Below are 19,812 nucleotides of genomic sequence, written 5' to 3' on the forward strand. Positions count from 1 at the left end.
GCGCCGACAATGGCATTGGGAAGATGGCGGGATGTCGCCCACGGTGTTCGGCACCACTTGGCGATCAAGCTGCGAAAGGGCTGTGATGGATTGGAAGCTGGAACTGGTCCCGGTCCCCGTATCGGACGTCGATAGAGCAATCGGCTTTTATGTTGGCAAGGTCGGCTTTCATCTCGATCACGACCACACCGTAAGCGACGAGATACGTTTCGTGCAATTGACGCCGCCCGGTTCGGCCTGTTCGATTGCCATGGGCAAGGGCCTCGTCGACAGCCCCCCGGGATCCATAAGAGGCCTGCAACTGGTCGTGCCCGATATTGATGAGGCACACCGGCACCTGGCCGCTCAAGGTATCGTGGTCAGCGATATCAAGGATTTTCCCTGGGGCAGATTTGTCTTCTTTGAGGATCCCGACGGCAATACCTGGTCTGTCCAGCAACTTCCACCTCGCAGCTGAGGCGGCGAGCTACCGCAGGTCATGCCCCGACGCAGATAGCGCGGGACGCACGGTTCAATTCGAACGCATCCCGGCCTAACGCCTCTTCTCGTCGAAGGCGGCATTCCAATTGTGATAAGGCGCGCGATAGGTGGGGATGCGGTCCTCGACATCGGCAAGCGCTTCGAACGGCTTGTGCGGTTCCGCCTGATACCAGAAGGCGACTGACGAGATGTCGTCAGAGCGGCGATTGGCGTGACCGTGCTCGATGGTCACCCGGATGCGTTTGTGAAAGATGACCGGGTCCTCTATGTGCCAGCGATAGAGCGTGACCGGCTCCGTCCAGTTCGGCCCGCCGGCAGCGATTATGCCGTGATAGGGCGCGCTGTAGTCCTGTGTCGGGCACCATGCCGTATTGAAATAATCTTCCGTGCCGGTGCCGTGCAGTGTCGGCGGCCATGCATCGTTGGCGCCGGGGCTGGTCTCGCCACGATCGCCGACCAGTTCGGCCTTCAGCCCGATACGCGGATCGGGCTTGCGCACCGTATCCGGCACGGAAATGCCCGGCTCGCCGTCGACGAAGATCATGTCGTCGCCCTCACCATACCAGTCCCATAGAGGGGAGCGGCGGCGCGAATAGACGGAATAGAGCAGGCCGACATAGTGGCCGTGACCTTCCGCCTCCAGGATGGTGTAGTTACCGTTCCCGTCGGTATTTTCACCGCCAAACAGGAACTGCTCGTTGGCCAGCCCCGCCTCGTCGATGCCATCAGGTCGCTGCTGCCTGTACTGGGCGTGGAAGCGGCCCAGGCCTTCCTCCAGTTTTTCGTGAAGTTCGAGATCGACATAATAATAGAAAAGCAGGTCGTCCTCGGCCTCATTGGTAACGGTGAACCGCATATGGCTGGCAAACGGCATCGGAAAATAGCAGTTGAAGGCCTTGCCGTCCTCGGGGCTTGCCTGGACCGGCAGGCTGGCAAAATTGCGGGTGCGGGCATGGCTCATTCCGAAGAAATCGCCGATCGGCGTTTCGATGCTCGGATGTTCTTCACTATCCCAATACGCGCGAAATACGATCTTGCGCAGGAAGTCCTCGCTTTTGCAGGCGAGCGTCGCCCAGATATGCGTGATGATGCCGGCACCATCATGCTCGGCAATCACCGCCGTTTGGCCAGGTTCAATATGCAGCCGGTCGTCATTGCCGCCGGTGCGGTCGTAGCTTGAGAACCGGCGGGTTTTGGCGTCGCGCAATTTGGCGAGCCCGCGAAGCGGCGACAGGCCGGCATTATCCATGTGTTTCTCCTCTTGCTTCAGCGGTTATTTCAGGCCGCTTGTCTTGATGGATTCCATGATCTGGCGCTGGAAGATCACGAAGAGGACCAGCATCGGCACGGCGACGATGGTCGAGGCGGCCATGACATAATTCCAGGCGGCGGCGTACTGGCTCTTGAAGTTTGCGATGGCAACCTGCACCACCCAGAGATTGAGGTCCGACGTGATCGTCAACGGCCACAGGAAAGCGTTCCAGTTGGCGAGAAAGAACAGGATCGCCAACGCCGACAGGATCGGCCGGCTGAGCGGCAGGATGATGCTCCAATAGATGCGCCAATAGCTGGCGCCATCCATGATCGCCGCTTCTTCCAGCTCCCTCGGCAGCGACAGGTAGTATTGCCTGAGCAGGAAGATGCCGAATGCGTTGAAGATCGCCGGAATGATCAGCCCGGCATAGCTGTCCAGCATGTGCAGCGTCCGCGTCAAAATGAACAGCGGCACGATGATCACCGGCAGCGACACCAGGAACGTCGAGAACATGGCGAGGAACAGGATGTCGCGGCCCGGAAAACGCAGCCGTGCGAGCGAATAGCCGGCCATCGAATGGAAGAACAGCGCAGCGACGGTCACCGTCGCCGACACGAAGAACGAGTTGAAAAGGTAGCGCAGGAACGGCACCTCGGTCAGCACATAGAGGAAATTGCCGAGCGTCGGCCGTTCCGGAATGAGGCTCGGCGTGAAGACGTCGCTCGCCGGCTTGAGCGAGATGACCAGCATCCAGACAAGCGGGAACACCGTCATCAGGCCAAGCGCCGCGGTCGCCAGCATCCAGGCAAGCCTCGCCGCTCGTATCTGCGAACGCGTGGAAGGAGTTCGGCTGTCAGTCATGCTCGAAACGTCCGCCGCGCGTCAGCAGGAAGAAGAACACCGTGACCAGCATCAGCGCCAGCACCAGCAGCGATGCCATTGCCGATGCATAGCCGAAGGCGCCGAACTGGAACGCCTGCTTGTAGATGTAGATGATCAGCACCGAGGTCGAATTGACGGGCCCGCCCTTGGTCATCACATAGATCAGGTCGAAGACCTGGCCGCCGGCGACAGCCGCGACCAGCGAGACCAGGAGGACGAAGAAGCTGGTCGGTTTGAGCAAGGGCAAGGTAATGTACCAGAAGCTTGTCACCGGCCCGGCGCCGTCGATCTTTGCGGCCTCGTAATACTCTGCCGGGATGTCCTGGAGCCCGCCGAGGAAGATCAGCATGTAGAAGCCCATCAGGAACCAGACGCTGACCAGCACCAGCGTGAACAGCGCCAGATTTGGATCGCCGAGCAGCGAAATTCCGCTGAGGCCGACGAGCGGCGCCAGCCGGCTGACGATGCCGACCTTCTCGACCAGCATGAGTTGCCAGACGAGCGCCACGACGACCAGGCTGACCATCTGCGGCGCAAAGAACATCGAGCGCATGACCGCGTTGAAGCGGTTGGTCTTCTGCACCAGAAGCGCCAGCCCCAGCCCGGCGGCGTAGAGCGCCGGCACCAGCATGACGGCATAGGCCACGGTCACTTTCACCGACGACCAGAACAGCGGATCGCTCCACATGCGCCGATAATTGCCGAGCCCGACGAATCTATAGCCGCCGAAGCCGTTGACCTCGAAAAACCCGACGGCGAGCGACAGCAGCATCGGCACGCCGACGAACACCAGCAGTCCGAGCGCATCGGGCAGGACGAACAGCCATGCGGCGTAGCGTTCCCTTTGCTTGGCGGTAAGGCCGCGAGCGGATTTGGCGCCCGCGGCCGGCGATTTCATCTCGTCTGCGTGCATGCTGGAAGGGGACCTAAAGGATCGGCGCGCCGGAATAGGAAGCGAGGAACGCGTCGAGTTGCTGACTGGCTGCCGTCGCGGCCTGCTGGGCATCGACCCCGCCAAGCTGTGCCGACTGGATGGCATCCGAGATGATCTTGTAGGCTTCAGGCGGAACCCGCGGTTCGGCACGCGTTCCCGGGTGGATTTCCTTGGCGAAGGTGCCGAACTTACCCGTGCTGAAGACATCGGCGCCGGCCTTCAGTGCGCTGTTGCGCGGCGGCATGTCGCTTTTGGCGACCGCGCACCAGTTGACGACCCGGTCGATCGATCCCTGATCCATCGAGGCCAGCGCCCAGGCGCAGAACTGGGCGGAAGCATCCGGGTTCTTGCCCCCGGCATTGGCGACGAAGGCCCAGCCACCGCCGACGGTGACATATTTGCCATTGGCAGGTGTCGGCAATTTGAAGATGCCGTAGGGCACGTCCTTGGCGTTGTTGTCCATCGCCGAAATGCCCCAGATGCCGCAGTTCTGCATGGCGCACAGCCCTGCCCCGAGATTGGCGACGATGTCGAAGCCGCCGCCGACCACCTGACGCGGCGCCACACCGGTATTGATAGCATCCTGCCAGAGTTTAAGCGCATTGACCGTGGCCGCCGAATCGAAGGCGCTCTTGCCGTCCTTACCCTGGAATTCGCCGCCGCCCTGCCACAGAAACGGATACCAGGTGAAGTTCTGGTAATAGCCAGGCGTCGTTTCGAACAGCACGCCATAACGGTTGGGCGTCGTCAGCTTCTTGGCAACCGCCAACAACTCGTCCCAGGTCTTCGGCACGTCGTTTTCGTTGAGCTTTGCTTCCTCGAACGCTTTGACCGAATAATAGAAGGCCATCGGCTCGACCTCCATCGGCACGCCGTAGATCTTGCCGTCGACCATGCGGTTGGCGATGACGCTTTCCGGGAAATCGGCTTTGGCGGCATCCTCGATATGCGGCGTCAGGTCGGCCAGTACGCCGCCATTGTAATAACGCAGGAAATCGCCGGGGCTGATGAGGAAGATGTCGGGGCCCTCGCCCGACGCGAAGGCCGTCGCCAGCTTGGAGCCGGAGATGTATTCGCTGTTGACGACATATTCGAGCTCGACCTTCTGGTCGTGGCCGTCGTTCCAGTCGGCCACCAGCTTTTCGAACCACTGGACCTGTGGCTTCACGTCTCCGCCCGGCGCATAGAACTGCCAGAATTTCAGCGGCGCTTCCTGAGCGCGCAAGGCCATCCTATTGATGAACGGGAAGCCTGTAAGGCCGGCGGCGGCGAAAGTGGCGCCGCCCTGGATCAGCCGACGGCGGTTGAGGGTCGTTTTGTCAGTCATCATTTCCTCCCTGGGTGTTGTTCGGTCGAACGTTGGCGAAGGACCTCCGTTCCCTCTGCCGGCATTTGGCGTCATGCGCTGTCGGATGGGCTCAACGCGCATGGGATCACGTCGGTGCGCGGCGCGCCCTCGACTTTGCCGCCCAGGCGCTCGAGCAGCATTTCCGTGGCGCGCTTGGCGAGCATTGTCGGGCTGTTGCCGACACGGGTCAGCTTCGGCCTGACATATTCCAGCTGAGGCAGGTCATCGAAGACCGCGATGGCGATATCCTGAGGGATATTAATCGCATGGTCGTAGAATTCAGTCAGCGCACCGGAGGCCATCAGATAATTGGCGAAGAACATCGCCGACGGCAGGTTTCCGCCGTGCTTGTCCAGGAGCCAAGCGACCGCCTCCCGTCCTGACGGGGCAAGATAGCTTCCCTCGAACCGAAGATCGGCGGCGATTGGCACGCCATTGTCGGCAAGCCCTTTCTCGAAGCCCGCGGCACGCGCCATCGCCTCCTTGAAAAAGGATGGCCCGGTGACATGGGCGACGCGGCGATGGCCCCTCTTCGCCAGATACTCGCCCATCAGATAGCCGCCGCCGAAATCGTCCAGCTGGACGCTGTCGACGGCTTGATTGGGGAGATTGCCGATGAAGACGGCGGGCAGATCGAGGTTGAGCAGCTCGCTGTGCATGCCGTGCAGCGCGAAGTCGGCAACGATGACGCCGTCGACCCGCTTGCGCCCGATCTGGCGCAAATACTCGCGGCCGTGATCCTGTGAATGTCCGCCCGGTACGTCGGTGTTGAAGATCAGCATGTCGAGGCCGACCACTTCGAGCGTCGACTGCGCCGTCTTCACCAGCTCCGGGTAGAACGGGTTGCGGATGTCGGGGATCAGCATCGCGATGATGTTGGTGCGGCCGGTGCGCAGGCTCTGCGCCTGCGGGTTAGGCGTATAACCGAGTTCGTCGATCGCCGCTTGTACGCGCTCACGCAGCGGTTTCGATACCCGGTCCGCATGGTTGATGACATGCGACACTGTCGTGCGCGACACGCCCGCTCGCGTGGCAACTTTGGAAATCGTGCTCATAGTGACAGGTTATGAGCACATGAATGCATTTGCAAATCGATTTTACTGACGCCTCACAGATTGGAGTCGTCCGGCGGATTGCTGCACAAATGACCAAAGAAAAAGGCCGGACTGTTAAGCCCGGCCAAGCGTGAAGGTCTGTAACCTCCAGAGGGGAACGCGCCGGACGCAATGGGAGGAGACGTCCGACGCAACTTTCATATGGGTCTGTATTGGTGACGTTTCAACGACATGGCAGTGGACCAACGTCGCTGTTGCCATAGTGCCAGGAACGCAAAGCATTCGAAGGGAGCGGTGGATCGCAGCTGCCAGTCGGATACAAAGGTTGCCGAATGCAAGGCGGGGTCCATTGCTCCTGGCATAGGGACTTCAGTCTGTAAGACTGTCGACCAAGGACCTGCACGGCCAAACTTTGGTCCGAGGCTGCTATCGCAAAAGCCCGAAATGCGAGAGTTTCAGGAACTGAGTTCCAAAGAACCCCGTTGCGATGCCGACTGGTACAGGAGGCCGCTATGGACCCGAGCATTCATCAGGCACGTTGGCTGCTTTTTCCGTTGTTTGGCCTGTGTTTCGGGATCGCGGCCATTGGATTTATTGTTGGCTGACGGTGGGAAGTCGGCGCTATCACCGAGAGACGCAACCAACGGAAGGCAAAAGACTTGCGCAGTAAATAGTCCCTTCCTGCGCCAGCGAGACCCACCAGTTACCATCGTGGGACTGGTGGGTCTTGACGTCCCGGATACAAACCATTGTTTTAAGCATGACACGAAGTCGAACAGGAGGCAGCACGACAGGTCCGTATGATTAAGGGGATTTACGACATGCGACTGGCAAGTTCATTGATGACGACCCGGAGACGAAGGACCAGATCTTCACGAGGACGTCGTGTCGGTATTTCCGTAATCGTGTTGACCTTCATTCTCGTCGTAGGCCCGTATCGCGTCATGTTCGACGGACCGTCGCCGACGCTCGGCCCGCAGGCCGCCTGTGCCAAAGACGGCGGGAACGGCAACGGCAATGGCGGAAACGGGAACGGGAATTCAGGCAATTCGGGTGGAAACTCCGGCAATTCAAACTCGAACGCTGGAGCCGGCAAGGGCAAAGCAAAGTCGCAGGACGACAATCCCCCTGATCCCGCCCCTGCGGTAAACCCCGACAGCAAGCCAAAACTCTTTGTCAACGCGACCACAGGAGACCGGGTCGAGGTGCGTGGGCCGAGCATTGGCGTGGTGCATTCGAACGGCCTCAGCGAACGCATCGACAGCGGCCAATATGAAATGCGGGATGCCAAGGGCCGCACCATCATTCGGCGCCTGGCGACGCGTTCCGATCGGGACAGATTGCTTGAAATGATCAACTGAGGGCCAGTTCACATAGCTGCGCTGTGCGGCAATTTTGGCTCAAGCATGATCGCGAACAGTCGGATGCCGGCGCTCAGTCGCGTCGCGCAACGTCATTGCGGCTTCGGTCCTGTTGCTGACGTTGAGCTTGGCCAGGATTCGCGTCATGTGGTGCTTTATCGTTTTCTCATGCAGGTTCAGCCGAAGCCCGATCCGCTTGTTGCTCAGTCCCGCGGCAACCAGCGTCAGGATCTCCCTTTCGCGGCTGGTGAGTTCGGCAAGTCCGTCAGCTTTCGCCGGCTCTTTTGATTGAGCCGACAGATCGGCCAACAGGCGCGCCGATAATTGTGGACAGACATATCGTTCGCCCGACGCTACCGTGCGCAGGATCGCAGCCAACGTCCTCGACCCGACCCCCTTCAAAACATAGCCCCTTGCCCCGCTCTGCAACGCGGTCATCACGTGCTGGTTTTCTTCCGAAACGGTCAGCATCACGATTTTCAATGCCGGCTGCCGCTCCAGGGCCGGTCCGATCACACCAAGGCCACCTCCGGGAACCGAGATGTCCATCAGCAGAATGTCGGGCCGCTGGTCTTCGATTATCCGCAGGGCGTCATCTCTGCTGCTTCCTTCACCGACTATCTCGAATCCGCCGATCTGATCGAGCGTGCGCACAACGCCTTCCCTGAACAGAGGGTGGTCGTCGACGATGGCAAGCTTGATGGCTGCGGTCATGTCTGCCCCATTTCAACGATGTTGAGAGCCATTTTCACGATCGTGCCACTTTGTGAGGAAGTCACGGTAAACTGGCCCCCGAGGCTTTCCACCCGCTCGCGCAGCCCAACGAGCCCCAGCCTCTCGGGACGCACGATTTGTGGGTCAAAGCCAGGGCCGGCGTCGGACACTTCGATACAAACGCGCTCGCCGTCGAAATGTTTCTCGACCGACTGACCTTCACCTCCGGCATGGCGAAATCCATTGTTCAGCGCCTCCTGGACGAAGCGGAAGATGCAGATCTTGGCCGCCGGCGACAACGTCGCATGGCCGCCGGTCATCGATAGCGCCACTTTGGCTCCGGTTCGTTCTTCGTGCGCTTGCACGGCAAGCTCGAGAATTTCGGCCAACTCGGCATGCTCGATATGCGGCAGGACAAGGCCCTTGCTGATACTCCTGATCTCGCGCATCGCTTCGTCCAGATGTGCTTTGACGGCTAGCAATTCCTGTGCACGTTCGGCTGACGGCGTAGCGGGATCGGCAATGACGGGGCTGTCGATCCCCAGCGCTGCGAGAGCAACCAGTTGCGCGGGCCCATCGTGCAAGTCCGCACCGATGCGCCTGAGATAGCGTTCGTTGAGTGCGGTGGCGCGCTGCGAGGCACGCTGCACCTTCAGCCTCAACAGTCTGTTTTGAGCAAGCAGGTCGGAGAGTTCAGCAATGCGCTGCTTCAACGAGCGGCTCTGCGAACTGATCGTGCGGCTGCCACGGAACACGATTGCCGACAGCCCGAGAAAGAAGGCCGCTGTGACGGCGGCAACGTCCAGCCAGGTTCGAATGAGTGCCTGATGCAGGTTTCTTTCGAAATCAGTGGCGATCTCGTAGAATTCCGAAACGGCCACCACTTCCCCCGACCATGGCTGCAGCACCGGGTTGTAGATCTCGAGGAGATGCAAGCCGCTGGCTCTTTCGGCCTCGCTGTCCGGATCGTCGAGCTTGTCGAACTCCGAAACCATTTGGCCTGCAAACGCCGCGCGGAGATTGCCGCTGGGTTCAAAGCGCTTGCCGATCAATGTCTTGTCGGTCGAATACAGGATGGTTCCGTCGCGACGCCAGAGCTTGAAGGATTCGAGCCTTGTGCCGAGTGCCCCTTGTCCCAGCGTTTCATCGAGCGCGTGGGCGACGCTCTCGTCGAGGACTTCGCTCTTGCGCATATCCGGAAGCAGCGGCGCGATAACGCTGTCCACGTAAAGAGCCGTAGCGGATGCCGAATTCTGCGTGACCACGGCTTCTATGTGGCTCGTGACTGAAATCCCCACCACCACCATGGCCGACAGGGAGAATAGACCACCCGCGAGCAGGAACTGCGTGGCCAGCGACAACGCGTTCCAGCGGCCGACAAGGCTTGTCACCCAGTGTGGCCTAGTGTTCCGAGTGGCCCGCTCGGCAACACGCCGCATCAGTGGCGCGATTCTGGAGAACCGGCTAATTTGCTGTCGAACGTCACTAAAAGACGCCATCCTTGGTGTGTAACCGATCAATTGCGATGGAACTAGGGCCTGATGAGAGGGCGAACAGCGCATCCGGCGCTTTTTTGCGCAACTGTCTCATTGCGTCGTTCGGTAAAGCTCGGACGCGGCCTGCTTTAGTGCCGCCCGTCCATCCGGCCTCAGATACATCATGTGCCCGCCTTCCAGCACCTCGGCGCGAATGGGCTTTGCGCCGGCAAGCGAAGGAATTTGACCAAGCAGGTAGCGCGAGCCCATGTACGGCGTCACCAGGTCGCTGTAGCCGTTGACGATCAGCACGCCGAGATTGGGGTTCAGCGTGCGCGCCTGCTGAAGGTCGTCCATGACACCCGCATAGCCCTGACGCGTCGGGCTCGTTCCATAGTCCCAATTGCCGCTGACTTCGCGGTTGAGAAGCCGATAGCTGATATCCGTACGGAAGTTCAATTCATCACGCACGTAGCCGACGAAAGCAGAGGTGAGCGCCGGCACGCTTCGGTCGAGCACCGGATCGGGACCCTCGACTCCCAGGCTCTCTGGCGCCACGTCCGCCGTCGCGATGTTGCCGTCGTAGGCGCTGAGAACATTGCCCTTTGCCCGTGCAAACTCCTTGGCAAAGAGCCCTATGGGAATGCGTGCAAAGTGTCGCTGGACAAGGTTGAGCGGCAGACCGGTGATTGCGGCGACACGCTGGCTCGCCAGCCGTCCACCTTGCTCCAGTCCACCGGTTAGCGCGGCCAGATAATCGCCGAGCGCATAGCGTTCGACTTCCGCCAGCCGCTCCTGCAGAGCCGGGCCGGAAACGCCTTCGCTGTGCAGGCGCACTGCCGCCAGCGACGGCAGTTCCAGCGCCCAGTGGAGCGGCTGGAATTCGTCCGGGCGCACCAGCGTGAATTCAAGCGCCGGCGAGATAAGGACGACGCCGCTCGGGCTGATGCCGATGTCTTCCTGCAGCTTCCTGGCGAGCAATGCCGCCCGAAACCCGCCATAGCTTTCGCCGGCAAGAAACACCGGCGATGCGGTGCGGTTGGTCTGTGCCAGATAGAGCCGGATGAACGCGCCTATCGACGCGGCGTCCTGACTGACGCCCCAGAAACTATGTGCCTCCGTGCCGGGCGCTTCACGGCTGTAACCGGTTCCGACAGGGTCCACAAAGACCAAGTCGGTCATGTCGAGCCAAGTGTCGGGGTTATCGAACAGCCTCTGTGGCGGCGGCAGGAAACTTCCATCGGCCGCCGTCGCCAGGACCCGCGGACCGAGCGCGCCGAGGTGCAGATAGGCGGAAGCTGCTCCCGGACCGCCATTAAACACGAAGGTGATCGGACGCCGCGGATCCGGTCCCGTTTCTTTTCCGGGATGCAGTGCATAGGCGACATAGAAAATCTCGGCGGTGATATCGCCTTTGCCGGACGGCAATGACAGCGTGCCGGCCTTGGCCTCGTAATCGAGCGTGCGTCCGGCGATGACGATCGAATGATCGGAAGTCTGCGGCGGCGGCAGGAGCGAGAGAACCCCGCCAGTGGGCGGCGGCCGCTGGGCCGCCTCCGCATGACTGGCCCCAGCGCCGGCGACCAACAGCAGAAGAGCGAGGGCGATTTCTTGCAGCTTGATAAGCATGACGTCTCCGGAGCAATTGGCTGGAAACTAGCACACCGTCGGCCGAACCAAAGTCACAGCACCGTGCGCCAGTACATCTCAAGAAGGGGTCGGGTTGAGAAATCCGATGCCCAGGCGGAAGATAGGGCGCGAGGGACACGGCAGCAGCCTCAACCCCTTGCAGCAGATGCGTGGCGGTGGCGTACCAAACGACTTCGTGAATTTCTGCCGGTTGACTCGATTGGCCCACTTCCTAGGTTGGCATTCGGGGCTCCATGCAATCCGAAGTTGGTATGACATCTTTCCACACACGAAAGCTTGCCCTTCTCGTTCTATCCGTAAGCGCCGCCATCCTGTCCTCCTGCGTCATGCCCGACGACACGTCGAGCACTGCGAAGGAGGACGCCACGGCGGCGGCAGCCCGCAAGGAGATGGTCGGCCTTAGCGAAGCGGATGTTCGAATGTGTGCCGGCTTTCCGACAGCCACCGCCGATGTTGGCAGATCCGGCCAGATCTGGACCTATCAGCGCGTCGTTCAACGCGGCAATCTCAACATTGTGGTTCCGACCGTGGCCATTGGCCCCGTCCCGGCGCTCGGAGGTTCTGTCAACGTCGCCCCCGGCGGCTATTGCAACACGCAAATTCGAATGGTCGACGGCCATGTTGCCGAGGTCGCCTACGCCGGCGACAACAACCTGCCGAACAACCGCGACGGACTCTGTGTCAGCACGGTGGACGCCTGCGTCGCCTATGCCCGTCAGCGCCATCCAGTCAGGACGATGGCCCGTACGAGGTGACCGGGATCAAGCGCGCTGCTGCTGATTGCTTTGCCGGCTAATGGATCTGCCGAACTCCGATTGGAGCACCGACGACTTACCTAAATTCCTGCTCTCAACCGCCGATCCCATCGCGAATGGCGCAGAAATAGCGGTCGGTTCCGACCTGTCCGCCCTTGAGGGCGATTTCCAGCCCGTCGATCGCCTTGATGCGCGAATGCGCGAGACAAAGCGGCGAGCCCGGCGATGCCGGCAGCGGCATTCGCACCGTCAGCGCATCGACGCCTATCTGGCCAAGTGCGTGGCTCGACGTATCGCCGCCGGCGATGACCACGCGCTGCAGCCCCTGCTGGAGTGTCAATTCGCGGAGAAGCTCGCCAAGGCCGCGGCCAAGCTTATGGCGGGCGCCTTCCCGGAGATCGATTTCAGCACCGCGGTCGGCCGCCGGTCCGAGCGCGGTGTAGAGGATAACGCTGCGCCCGGCCGCTAGGCTGGAACGGCCGCTTGCAACGGCGTGCGCAATAGCGTCGTCGGACGCCTCGGAAACCAGTTCGACCGGGTCGAGCTCGATCCCGTCGAAGCCTTCGGCCAGAGCATGCCGGATCTGTCGTTCCGTCGTCAGCGAGCAGCTCCCCGAGACCACGGCGATCCTGTCGGCAGCGCCTGGCGGCGAAAACGCGGGTTTAGCATCCACGATACGGTTCGATGCCCATTCGGCCAGCAAGGCATATTCGATGCCCGAAGAGCCGACGACCAAATAACCGCCCGGCTTGCGAGCGCGCCAAATCTCCTTGCCGGCAAGCGCCTGGGTTTCCAGGCTATCGACATCGAAGAGCACGATGTCTGTGCCATTCTCCACAAGCCGGTCGAATGCTTCCGACCGCGACGCCGATTGCAGCGTCGCCAGGTCGACCAGCCCCGAGCTGAGGTCTGTCTGGCGCGACAGATGGATCAGCAGATCGGATTCGTCCATCGGCGTGATCGGATGGCGGCTCATCACGGGATGGCGATCGATGCGGAAATATTTGTCGCGATAGGCCGCGAACAGATGGCCGAATGCGGTGTAGCGTTTCAGCTGCGGCGCGCCGACCACCAGCGGCACGCTGTCTTGCCGGAAAACCGAGCGGCCGATCTCGATCGCCCGGCCGATGCTGCCGATTGCCGGGCTGGAATCGAAGGTCGAGCAGACCTTGTAGTGGCAGATCTCGGCGTTGAGGGTCTTCAGCCAGGCGAAGGCATCTCGCAGATGCGTGTCCATCCACTGCGGCGTCTCGCTTCTGCTGGTGCCGGCCAGCCCGATGGCGCGGCAATGCGCAAATTGCGAAAGCAGCGCCTCGTCCGGCTGCCGCATGAACAGCACGGTCGGCACGCCGCCGAGCTCGAGCGCCTCCATCACATCGGTCGAGCCGGTCAGGTCGTCGCCATAATAACTCAGAAGCAGGTTTTGCATGGCGTCAGGCCGCCTTGCCGTCGCCGAACTTCTCGATCGACCGCGCCAGCTCGACATGGCTCAAGGCATAATCCGCCAACGGGATGTCTTGGACCGCCGCCTTCCAGGCCTGCTGCACGGCGCGCACGCCGGCGCCCGGCCCGTCCGGGTGGCTGACGATGCCGCCGCCGCAGAGATAGAGAAGATCGACCGTCCGGCCGGTTCGCTGGAAGGTTTCAGGCGCCTGCCCGCCCCACTGGCCGGAGCCGGCGACCGGCAATGCGCAATCGGCCGGCGAAAAGATCGGCGTGGTCACCGCCTTGAAGGATTCGACGAAGGACCAGTCGGGTTCCCAGTATTTCGAGGCGATGCCATTGATCTGGAATTGGTCGACGCCGAGCAGCCGCCAGAACTGCTGCCAGACCTTGAAGTCCATGCCGAGGCCAGGATGACGGGTGAGAATGTCCCAGCCATTGCGGTGGGCATGGAGCACCAGGCTGGAGCGCTTTCGGAGGTAAGCCATGCCGCCAAAACCGATCGAATTGATGTTGACCACAGCACAATTGCCGCCGGCCTTTGCCACCAGGTCGTGGTTTCGCATCATCTCGTCGGGATCGGCATGTGAGATGCCAAAGGCATACATGACCTTCTTGCCGGTCTTCTGCTCGTGGTCGAGGATCAGCGGCATAATTGCCCTCACCCGCTCCGACAGTGGTGAATAGGCCGGGCTCATCAGCTTCTCGTCGTCCTTGATGAAATCGACGCCGGCGGCAATCAGCTCTTGCACCATCGCGGCCGTCTCGTGCGGGCGGAGTCCCAGCGCCGGCTTGACGATGGTCCCGATGATCGGACGATCCGCGACACCGGTCAGCCTGCGGCTGCCCGTGACGCCGAATTGCGGGCCGGGATGCGCGCCCCGGTACTCCTCGGGTAGCTTCATGTCGACCACCCGGATGCCGGATAGGCCCTTGATCGAAAAGGTGCCGCCGATGGCGATGGTCATCAGCGCCGACAGGTCGGTGCCGATGGCGTCCAGCGGAAAGGCAATATCGACGTCGGCGCGCTTGACCGGGCCGTTGCGTGCTTCGGGGCTGGCTCCGGGACCGGTTTCGGGAAGAGACGGCCGATCCGCCTCCGGCAGATGCCGTATCGCCAGGACCCGCGCCGCGACCCTGGCCTTGAGCTCTTCGGTCTCGCCGGCCAGCGCGACGAAGGTTCCGGTCGACTGGTCGCTTGCGATCTTGGCCGCCAGCGCCTCGATATTGTCCGGCGTTTCGATGCGATAGGTGAGAACAATCATATTCGCGCGGCCTGCCGGGGTGGTTCGAAAAAGGTTCCTTGGCCCTCGAAGTCTGGTATAATGAGTACATAAGCATTGCAAGCCCTGTCCGGCTTGGCGGGAAAAGGCGGGCGGGCGACAGGCGTTCCGGAACTCGCGGTGGAAATGCTAGATAGAGGCCGGTCATAGGAGTGATTCGCGACGATGAACCGTTCGGAGCCGATCGTCCGGCGCAAGCTTTCCGACGAAGTATTCTTGAGATTGAAGCGCCTGATCACCAGCGGCGAATTGCAGCCGGGCGACGACATGCCGTCGGAGCGCGAACTGATGGAGCGCTTCGAGGTCGGCAGGCCGGCGATCCGCGAGGCGATGCAGGCGCTGAGCAATATGGGGCTGGTAGCGATCTCGCATGGTGAGCGGGCCAAGGTGCTGCAGCTGACCGCCAAGTCGATCATCAAGCAGGTCGATGGCGCGGCGAAGATCATCCTGTCATCGTCGAAGGATACGCTCGAGCACCTCAAGAACGCGCGCATCTTCTTCGAGCGCGGCATGGTCAAGGAAGCTGCTGAAAAGGCCACCGCCGAGGACGTGCAGCGGCTGCGCGCAACGGTCATCGAGCAGCGCAGCTTTCGCGGCGACTCGGAAGCCTTCATATCCGCCGACATGAAATTCCACACCCAGATCGCGGCAATATCCGGCAACCCGATCTACGTCGCCGTCAGCGAGGCAATGCTTGGCTGGCTAAAGGAATACCACACCGAAATGCTGATCTGGACCGGCAAGGAAAAGTTCACGCTGACCGAGCACGAAGAGATCATCGAGCGCATCGAAGCCAAGGATGCGGATGGCGCCGAGAAGGCGATGATCAAGCACCTCGAACGCTCGCGTGCGCTCTACGTGATGAATTCCGGCAACTGAAAATCAAGCGCAGGTCTCTACCGGCGTCGCGGTCGGGACTGTGTTCTCGGCCTACTGACTGACTACAGGTCAGCCTGAGTCCAGACCGGCGCAGTTTGCTGTAGCCGTTTGAATCCGATGTATGTGCCGCGTTGTTTTCATTCAGCGATTTCCGCATTTGCATCTTTCCAGCCATGGATTTCCGCGGCCGCTGTCGTCAGCAACCCCGTATACGGCCATCCTGGAGGCGCCGGCCTTTTTCTGGAATTGGCAATTTTGACAAAGACTGTGCTAGACGTGCCACTCGGCGGGAATGACGTCGGGAGAACCGCAATGGCTGACAGGAGCCTCCACGTTGTGATCTGGCTGCCGTCGAATTTCTATTCGGCCGTTGTCTCGACGCTGGTCGAAATGTTTCAGCTTGTGAATGACGTCTGCCGTTCACAGGTTCTTTCATGTGAGTTCGTTTCAAGGGGCGCGCCGTCGACATCAAGCACCGGAATTTCCTTCCCGACAAAGGCTCAGCCGTCCCGAAAAATGGATGTCCTGATTCTCATTGCGATGCCGGGTGTCGAGATTCCGGAGCTTCTGCGCTCGCTCGACGAGGAGAGTGAGCATTCAAACCCGCTGATCGCGCTCGCTCAGCAGCAGGAGGCAATCATCGCAGCACATTGCGGCGCATGTTATCTGCTCGCCAATTCAGGATTGCTGGACGGCAAGCGCGCAACGATATCCTGGTGGCTGAAGAACGAGGCAAGCCGCCGGTTTCCGCAAGTGCGATGGGACGCTTCCCGCCTGCTCATTCGCCAGGACCGCCTTTACACATGTGGCGGCGGATTTTCCGGACTCGAACTCGCCAGGGCTTTGCTGATCGATCTGGGCTTCTCGAAGGAAGAGCGGATCATTCGAAAACTTCTGGTTCTTCCTCCGCCGCGCAAATTCCAGAGTCCCTACGAATTTCCTCTCGACGAAATTTCGAACGAGGCCAGCCCATTCGAGAACAAGCTGCGCGAGCTCTCGAAAGACAAGATGTCGGAAATCGATTTGAAATTTCTCGCAACCGAATTGGCGATGTCTTCGCGAACCCTGTCTCGCAGGTTTTTCGACGAGTTCCAGACAACGCCGGGAAAATGGATTCAGGAAAGGCGGCTGGAGTTGGCAAAATCCATGCTTGAGGAAACGAAACTGAGCGTTTCAGAAATTTGCTATCGGGTGGGATATCAGGACGTCGCCTCGTTCAGCCGTCTTTTTTCCAAGACAACTGGAATGGCGCCAGGCGAGTTTCGAAAGCAAATCTGGTGACAAGCCGGCAGCGGAAATGCTGCGGCTAGGGGCAACCGTTGCGGAATTGCGGCGATTCATGAACCCCGGCATATGACTTCAGCCGATCCGGACGATTGCGTAAGGCGTCATCACAAGACGGTCTCGGCCCGACGCGTCGCGCTGAATCTGGCGTGACGTTCGTCCATCCCAGATATTCAGAAAACCCTGATCGGAGCCGAGCCCGGAAACATCGACTAAAACGTCGTCAGGGGTAAGGTTCGTCAGCCAGACGATGATCTTGCCTGTCTGGGTGCGGCTGGCCAGTCCGAGCACCCGCGTCTCATCGGTCGTTGCTGCCGCCATGTGCGCATGGCCGGCCAGTTCGCAAAGTCCTTTCACCGCGTGGAAAATCGGCCGGCGTGTACCTTCTTCGACCGGTTCGTCCGACGAGGCCAGCACGCCGAATGGCCCGGTGAAGCTGCAGAGCGTGAGCATTTCGAGCCCGGCAGGGGCGAGGCGTGCGGCATAGCCGATCGTCCACGCAGCCCCGAACAGTCCGGCATGGCGAGGGTCGCGGTCGGCCATGGCAATGCGCTGACTGTCGGGATTGGCCTTGGTCGCGCCGCCATAAGGGTTCTGGCGCATGGCAATGGTCGACGGCCCGATCCGATAAGGTTTTGTTCCGAAGATCGCCCGTACAGACGCCGCGATGAAAGGCAGCGCCTCCAGCGATTGCATGACGCTGAGATCGTCGGCGGCATGCACGATGGGGCAAGTGCAATGCGTGACGAAATCGAGCGGGTCGGCCGGCACATGCTTGCGGTTGAGTTCGGTGAAATAGCTGAACATGCCGCCGCCGAGGCGGATGTCGGGAAAGGCACGCCGCGCCGCGGCATAGACGTCTTCGAGCGGCAGGCATTGCGGCCACGCGCTGCCCGGTGGCGTCGACTGCCGGTCGACCGAGGGCGAGACGGCAATGGCCGAAAGCTTGAGCCCGGCCTGGCGCACCCTGTCGGCGACGCCTGAAAGCTCGGCGTCGAGATCGCCGTCGCCGGCAATGACACATTCGAGCGTTGTCCGGACCGGATAGGCGGCGGCGAGCCGGGCGTAGGATCGCAAGGCATCGAGCTCGTGGCCGCGCGTCGGGTCATAGTGGAACATCAATTGTTGCGGACCAAGCTCGGACAGCACCGACAGCTTGCCCAGCACCGCCTCGACCTCATCCGGGTAGATGATCACGCCAACGTCCGGCAACACCGGTCCGGCTTGGCCGAGCGTGACACGGATCGGTTCGGCGGTTGCCGCGGCGGGCGGCACTTTCCCGCGACCCGCTACCCGCAAGCTGATGGTCTGGCGGAAGGTCTCGCCGGCAGGCAGCACGTATGGCCATGGCAGCGCAAGCGGGCGGACATAGGTCTTGTAGGAGGCATCCGACCAGTTGCGCTGGTCCTCCATCTCGAAGGCATCGCCTTCCATCCGGCATTCGGCGGTGACGCCCGGCCGGACCTGGTGGGTGATCGCCCGCAGGTCCTTGAACGGCTGCCAGGGATCGATCAGCTCTGGAAGCCGCGTCGCCACCACGCTGCCATCGGTATGCTCGACCGTGACCGGGCTCCCGGCCACGCCGGCAATCGGATGCAGGATGCAGAAGCCACAGCGATTGGTTTCGAAATCGCTGTCGGGACGAGCGCTCACGTCGAAGACCAGTTGGCCATCGGCGGAGCCCTTGATGGTCGCACGGAAGCTAAGTCGGCTGCCGTTGGGTGCCTGGCAACTTGCCGAATAGCTAACGGAAAATGCCTCGGCATCCTGCTCGATGGCAAGGTTGGTGAGCGCCGGCTCGTGAGTGCCCCAGTCGCGATCCCTGACGATGTAGGCGATGGCGCGCAGAACTTCGGTGCCGCCATGCCGAATGGTGCGCAGATTGCCGTTGACGAAGTCCGCCGTCAGCGCACCGGCGCGCAGCCTGACCGGTTCGACTTCAACCGCAGGCGTGCCGTAAAGGAGGAAGGCGTCGGCTGTCATTTCAGCAAGGCGTCGAGTTGCACCGGCTCGCGGCTTGCGGCGCCGGCATAGGCCGCCTCGACCAGCGCTAAGGTCTTGAGGTTGTCCGCACCCGAGGTCGCGGGCTCGGTTCCGTTGGTCAAGCAATCGACCCAATGCCGCTGGATTGCGACGACGCTTTCCTGGATGTTGTGCCACGGCCGCGATGCCCAGGGCAGCAGCGGTGGCGAGACGTCGCTGATGACTGTCCCGCTCCTGCCGGTGATGGTGAGGCGGTAGCCCTGCGCCAGCCGGATCGTGCCGTCGCTGCCGTCGATCTCGATCAGCGTCTCGGGGAAAGGCTCGGTGGCGAGCTTGCTCGCGTAGCTGCAGTCGACCACCGAAGTGGCGCCGCTCGTGTGGTCCATGAGCATCGTCGCAACATCCTCGCCGGCAATGGCAGGGTTGACGCGCGCCGTTCGCGCAGTGACCGTCGAGACGTCGCCCAGCAGAAAGCGGGCGATGTCGAGGATGTGGATGCCGAGGTCTTCGATAATGAAGCGCTTTCCCGTCGCCAAATAGGGCTGGCCGGAAAACACGTCGTAAGCCGATCGAAACGAGATCCGTCCGAAGAAGGGTGTGCCGATGTCGCCGCTGTCGAGCACGGCACGCACCGCCTGGATCGGCGACTGCCAACGAAAATTTTCGTGCACCATCAGCGGCACACCGGCGACGGCGCATGCCTTCACTATCGCCTTGGCGTCGGCAAGCGTCGGCGCGAACGGTTTTTGGCAGATTACCGGCACGCCGTGCTGCGCCGCCATCTCGACGAGGGGACGGTGGCTCGGCGCGGTGGTGGCGATGTCGACGAAATCCAACCTTTCGCCGGCAAACAGTGCTGCCGCGTCGGTATAGCGCCGCGCGACCCCGAACTGGTCGCCGACGATCCTCAACCGGTCCGGATCGCGGTCGCAGATGGCAGCGATCGAGGCACCCTCTATGTCGCGCCAGGCATGCATCTGGTTGACGGCGAAGAAGCCGCAGCCGATCAGCGCTCCCCGCAGTTCCGTCAT

General features: G+C 61.4%; 17 protein-coding genes. 5 read left to right on the plus strand and 12 right to left on the minus strand.

Annotated features, from left to right (window positions below; translation table 11 throughout):
- Positions 1 to 31 precede the first annotated feature (31 nt).
- Positions 32 to 457: a VOC family protein gene (locus tag NKH63_RS17545; RefSeq protein WP_352845630.1), complete on the plus strand. Its 426-nt coding sequence runs from the start codon at positions 32 to 34 to the stop codon at positions 455 to 457.
- A 75-nt stretch (positions 458 to 532) separates the two neighbouring features.
- Here NKH63_RS17545 and NKH63_RS17550 read toward each other — a convergent pair whose 3' ends face one another.
- From NKH63_RS17550 to NKH63_RS17570, 5 genes are all read right to left on the minus strand, one after another.
- Positions 533 to 1,729, minus strand: a complete 1,197-nt coding sequence (locus NKH63_RS17550) for a glycoside hydrolase family 172 protein (RefSeq protein WP_352482013.1) — start codon at positions 1,727 to 1,729, stop codon at positions 533 to 535.
- 24 nt (positions 1,730 to 1,753) lie between these two features.
- Entirely contained in the window at positions 1,754 to 2,596 is an 843-nt protein-coding gene (locus NKH63_RS17555) for a carbohydrate ABC transporter permease (RefSeq protein WP_352482011.1), read from the minus strand.
- Entirely contained in the window at positions 2,589 to 3,515 is a 927-nt protein-coding gene (locus NKH63_RS17560; protein WP_031194369.1) for a carbohydrate ABC transporter permease, read from the minus strand. Before NKH63_RS17560 ends, NKH63_RS17555 begins: the two co-directional genes overlap by 8 nt.
- A 28-nt stretch (positions 3,516 to 3,543) precedes the next feature.
- Positions 3,544 to 4,878 (minus strand): ABC transporter substrate-binding protein, encoded by a 1,335-nt coding sequence (locus NKH63_RS17565; RefSeq protein ID WP_352918254.1) that lies wholly within the window; start codon positions 4,876 to 4,878, stop codon positions 3,544 to 3,546.
- Positions 4,879 to 4,949: 71 nt separating this feature from the next.
- Complete coding sequence (locus NKH63_RS17570) at positions 4,950 to 5,954, minus strand: LacI family DNA-binding transcriptional regulator (protein ID WP_352918256.1); 1,005 nt, start codon at positions 5,952 to 5,954, stop codon at positions 4,950 to 4,952.
- A gap of 908 nt (positions 5,955 to 6,862) precedes the next feature.
- Here NKH63_RS17570 and NKH63_RS17575 point away from each other — a divergent pair.
- A complete protein-coding gene (locus tag NKH63_RS17575; RefSeq protein WP_051409701.1) occupies positions 6,863 to 7,315 on the plus strand; it encodes a hypothetical protein in 453 nt (150 codons plus the stop codon).
- A gap of 39 nt (positions 7,316 to 7,354) precedes the next feature.
- On the opposite strand, the gene NKH63_RS17580 is transcribed toward NKH63_RS17575, so the two are convergent.
- The 3 genes from NKH63_RS17580 to NKH63_RS17590 all read right to left on the minus strand — a co-directional run bounded on the left by NKH63_RS17580 (position 7,355) and on the right by NKH63_RS17590 (position 11,133).
- Entirely contained in the window at positions 7,355 to 8,029 is a 675-nt protein-coding gene (locus NKH63_RS17580; RefSeq protein ID WP_023720273.1) for a LuxR C-terminal-related transcriptional regulator, read from the minus strand.
- Positions 8,026 to 9,468 carry a sensor histidine kinase gene (locus NKH63_RS17585; protein ID WP_352918369.1) on the minus strand — a complete coding sequence of 481 codons (1,443 nt, stop codon included), beginning with the start codon at positions 9,466 to 9,468 and terminating at the stop codon, positions 8,026 to 8,028. The genes NKH63_RS17580 and NKH63_RS17585 overlap by 4 nt, the downstream gene beginning before the upstream one ends.
- A 147-nt stretch (positions 9,469 to 9,615) precedes the next feature.
- Positions 9,616 to 11,133, minus strand: a complete 1,518-nt coding sequence (locus tag NKH63_RS17590; protein WP_352918258.1) for a S10 family peptidase — start codon at positions 11,131 to 11,133, stop codon at positions 9,616 to 9,618.
- A 272-nt stretch (positions 11,134 to 11,405) separates the two neighbouring features.
- Here NKH63_RS17590 and NKH63_RS17595 point away from each other — a divergent pair, with 272 nt between their 5' ends.
- Complete coding sequence (locus NKH63_RS17595; protein WP_352918260.1) at positions 11,406 to 11,909, plus strand: hypothetical protein; 504 nt, start codon at positions 11,406 to 11,408, stop codon at positions 11,907 to 11,909.
- Positions 11,910 to 12,003: 94 nt separating this feature from the next.
- Here NKH63_RS17595 and NKH63_RS17600 read toward each other — a convergent pair whose 3' ends face one another.
- Complete coding sequence (locus NKH63_RS17600) at positions 12,004 to 13,338, minus strand: four-carbon acid sugar kinase family protein (protein WP_352918262.1); 1,335 nt, start codon at positions 13,336 to 13,338, stop codon at positions 12,004 to 12,006.
- Positions 13,339 to 13,342: 4 nt separating this feature from the next.
- Entirely contained in the window at positions 13,343 to 14,617 is a 1,275-nt protein-coding gene (gene oiaX / locus NKH63_RS17605) for a 3-oxo-isoapionate-4-phosphate decarboxylase OiaX (protein ID WP_352918264.1), read from the minus strand.
- A gap of 183 nt (positions 14,618 to 14,800) precedes the next feature.
- On the opposite strand from oiaX, the gene NKH63_RS17610 reads away from it, so the two are divergent.
- The gene (locus NKH63_RS17610) at positions 14,801 to 15,514 is read left to right on the plus strand and encodes a transcriptional regulator NanR (RefSeq protein WP_352590684.1); all 714 of its coding nucleotides are present in this window, start codon (positions 14,801 to 14,803) and stop codon (positions 15,512 to 15,514) included.
- Between the two features lie 312 nt (positions 15,515 to 15,826).
- Positions 15,827 to 16,795, plus strand: a complete 969-nt coding sequence (locus NKH63_RS17615; protein ID WP_352918266.1) for a GlxA family transcriptional regulator — start codon at positions 15,827 to 15,829, stop codon at positions 16,793 to 16,795.
- Between the two features lie 78 nt (positions 16,796 to 16,873).
- On the opposite strand, the gene apnL is transcribed toward NKH63_RS17615, so the two are convergent.
- Positions 16,874 to 18,781 carry a D-apionate lactonase gene (gene apnL / locus NKH63_RS17620; protein WP_352918268.1) on the minus strand — a complete coding sequence of 636 codons (1,908 nt, stop codon included), beginning with the start codon at positions 18,779 to 18,781 and terminating at the stop codon, positions 16,874 to 16,876.
- Positions 18,778 to 19,812 carry a Gfo/Idh/MocA family protein gene (locus NKH63_RS17625; RefSeq protein ID WP_352815622.1) on the minus strand — a complete coding sequence of 345 codons (1,035 nt, stop codon included), beginning with the start codon at positions 19,810 to 19,812 and terminating at the stop codon, positions 18,778 to 18,780. The genes apnL and NKH63_RS17625 overlap by 4 nt, the downstream gene beginning before the upstream one ends.

Origin of the sequence: Mesorhizobium sp. M0960 (genome assembly GCF_040319055.1) — a bacterium.
In the GTDB taxonomy this organism is placed as follows: Bacteria; Pseudomonadota; Alphaproteobacteria; order Rhizobiales; family Rhizobiaceae; genus Mesorhizobium.

What these genes read in the sequence shown, in the direction of transcription:
- NKH63_RS17545 (WP_352845630.1), top strand. Translation starts at nt 32, where the DNA reads ATGTCGCCCACGGTGTTCGGCACCACTTGGCGATCAAGCTGCGAAAGG.
- NKH63_RS17550 (WP_352482013.1), bottom strand. Translation starts at nt 1,729, where the DNA reads ATGGATAATGCCGGCCTGTCGCCGCTTCGCGGGCTCGCCAAATTGCGC.
- NKH63_RS17555 (WP_352482011.1), bottom strand. Translation starts at nt 2,596, where the DNA reads ATGACTGACAGCCGAACTCCTTCCACGCGTTCGCAGATACGAGCGGCG.
- NKH63_RS17560 (WP_031194369.1), bottom strand. Translation starts at nt 3,515, where the DNA reads ATGAAATCGCCGGCCGCGGGCGCCAAATCCGCTCGCGGCCTTACCGCC.
- NKH63_RS17565 (WP_352918254.1), bottom strand. Translation starts at nt 4,878, where the DNA reads ATGACTGACAAAACGACCCTCAACCGCCGTCGGCTGATCCAGGGCGGC.
- NKH63_RS17570 (WP_352918256.1), bottom strand. Translation starts at nt 5,954, where the DNA reads ATGAGCACGATTTCCAAAGTTGCCACGCGAGCGGGCGTGTCGCGCACG.
- NKH63_RS17580 (WP_023720273.1), bottom strand. Translation starts at nt 8,029, where the DNA reads ATGACCGCAGCCATCAAGCTTGCCATCGTCGACGACCACCCTCTGTTC.
- NKH63_RS17585 (WP_352918369.1), bottom strand. Translation starts at nt 9,468, where the DNA reads ATGCGGCGTGTTGCCGAGCGGGCCACTCGGAACACTAGGCCACACTGG.
- NKH63_RS17590 (WP_352918258.1), bottom strand. Translation starts at nt 11,133, where the DNA reads ATGCTTATCAAGCTGCAAGAAATCGCCCTCGCTCTTCTGCTGTTGGTC.
- NKH63_RS17595 (WP_352918260.1), top strand. Translation starts at nt 11,406, where the DNA reads ATGACATCTTTCCACACACGAAAGCTTGCCCTTCTCGTTCTATCCGTA.
- NKH63_RS17600 (WP_352918262.1), bottom strand. Translation starts at nt 13,338, where the DNA reads ATGCAAAACCTGCTTCTGAGTTATTATGGCGACGACCTGACCGGCTCG.
- oiaX (WP_352918264.1), bottom strand. Translation starts at nt 14,617, where the DNA reads ATGATTGTTCTCACCTATCGCATCGAAACGCCGGACAATATCGAGGCG.
- NKH63_RS17610 (WP_352590684.1), top strand. Translation starts at nt 14,801, where the DNA reads ATGAACCGTTCGGAGCCGATCGTCCGGCGCAAGCTTTCCGACGAAGTA.
- NKH63_RS17615 (WP_352918266.1), top strand. Translation starts at nt 15,827, where the DNA reads ATGGCTGACAGGAGCCTCCACGTTGTGATCTGGCTGCCGTCGAATTTC.
- apnL (WP_352918268.1), bottom strand. Translation starts at nt 18,781, where the DNA reads ATGACAGCCGACGCCTTCCTCCTTTACGGCACGCCTGCGGTTGAAGTC.
- NKH63_RS17625 (WP_352815622.1), bottom strand. Translation starts at nt 19,812, where the DNA reads ATGACGGAACTGCGGGGAGCGCTGATCGGCTGCGGCTTCTTCGCCGTC.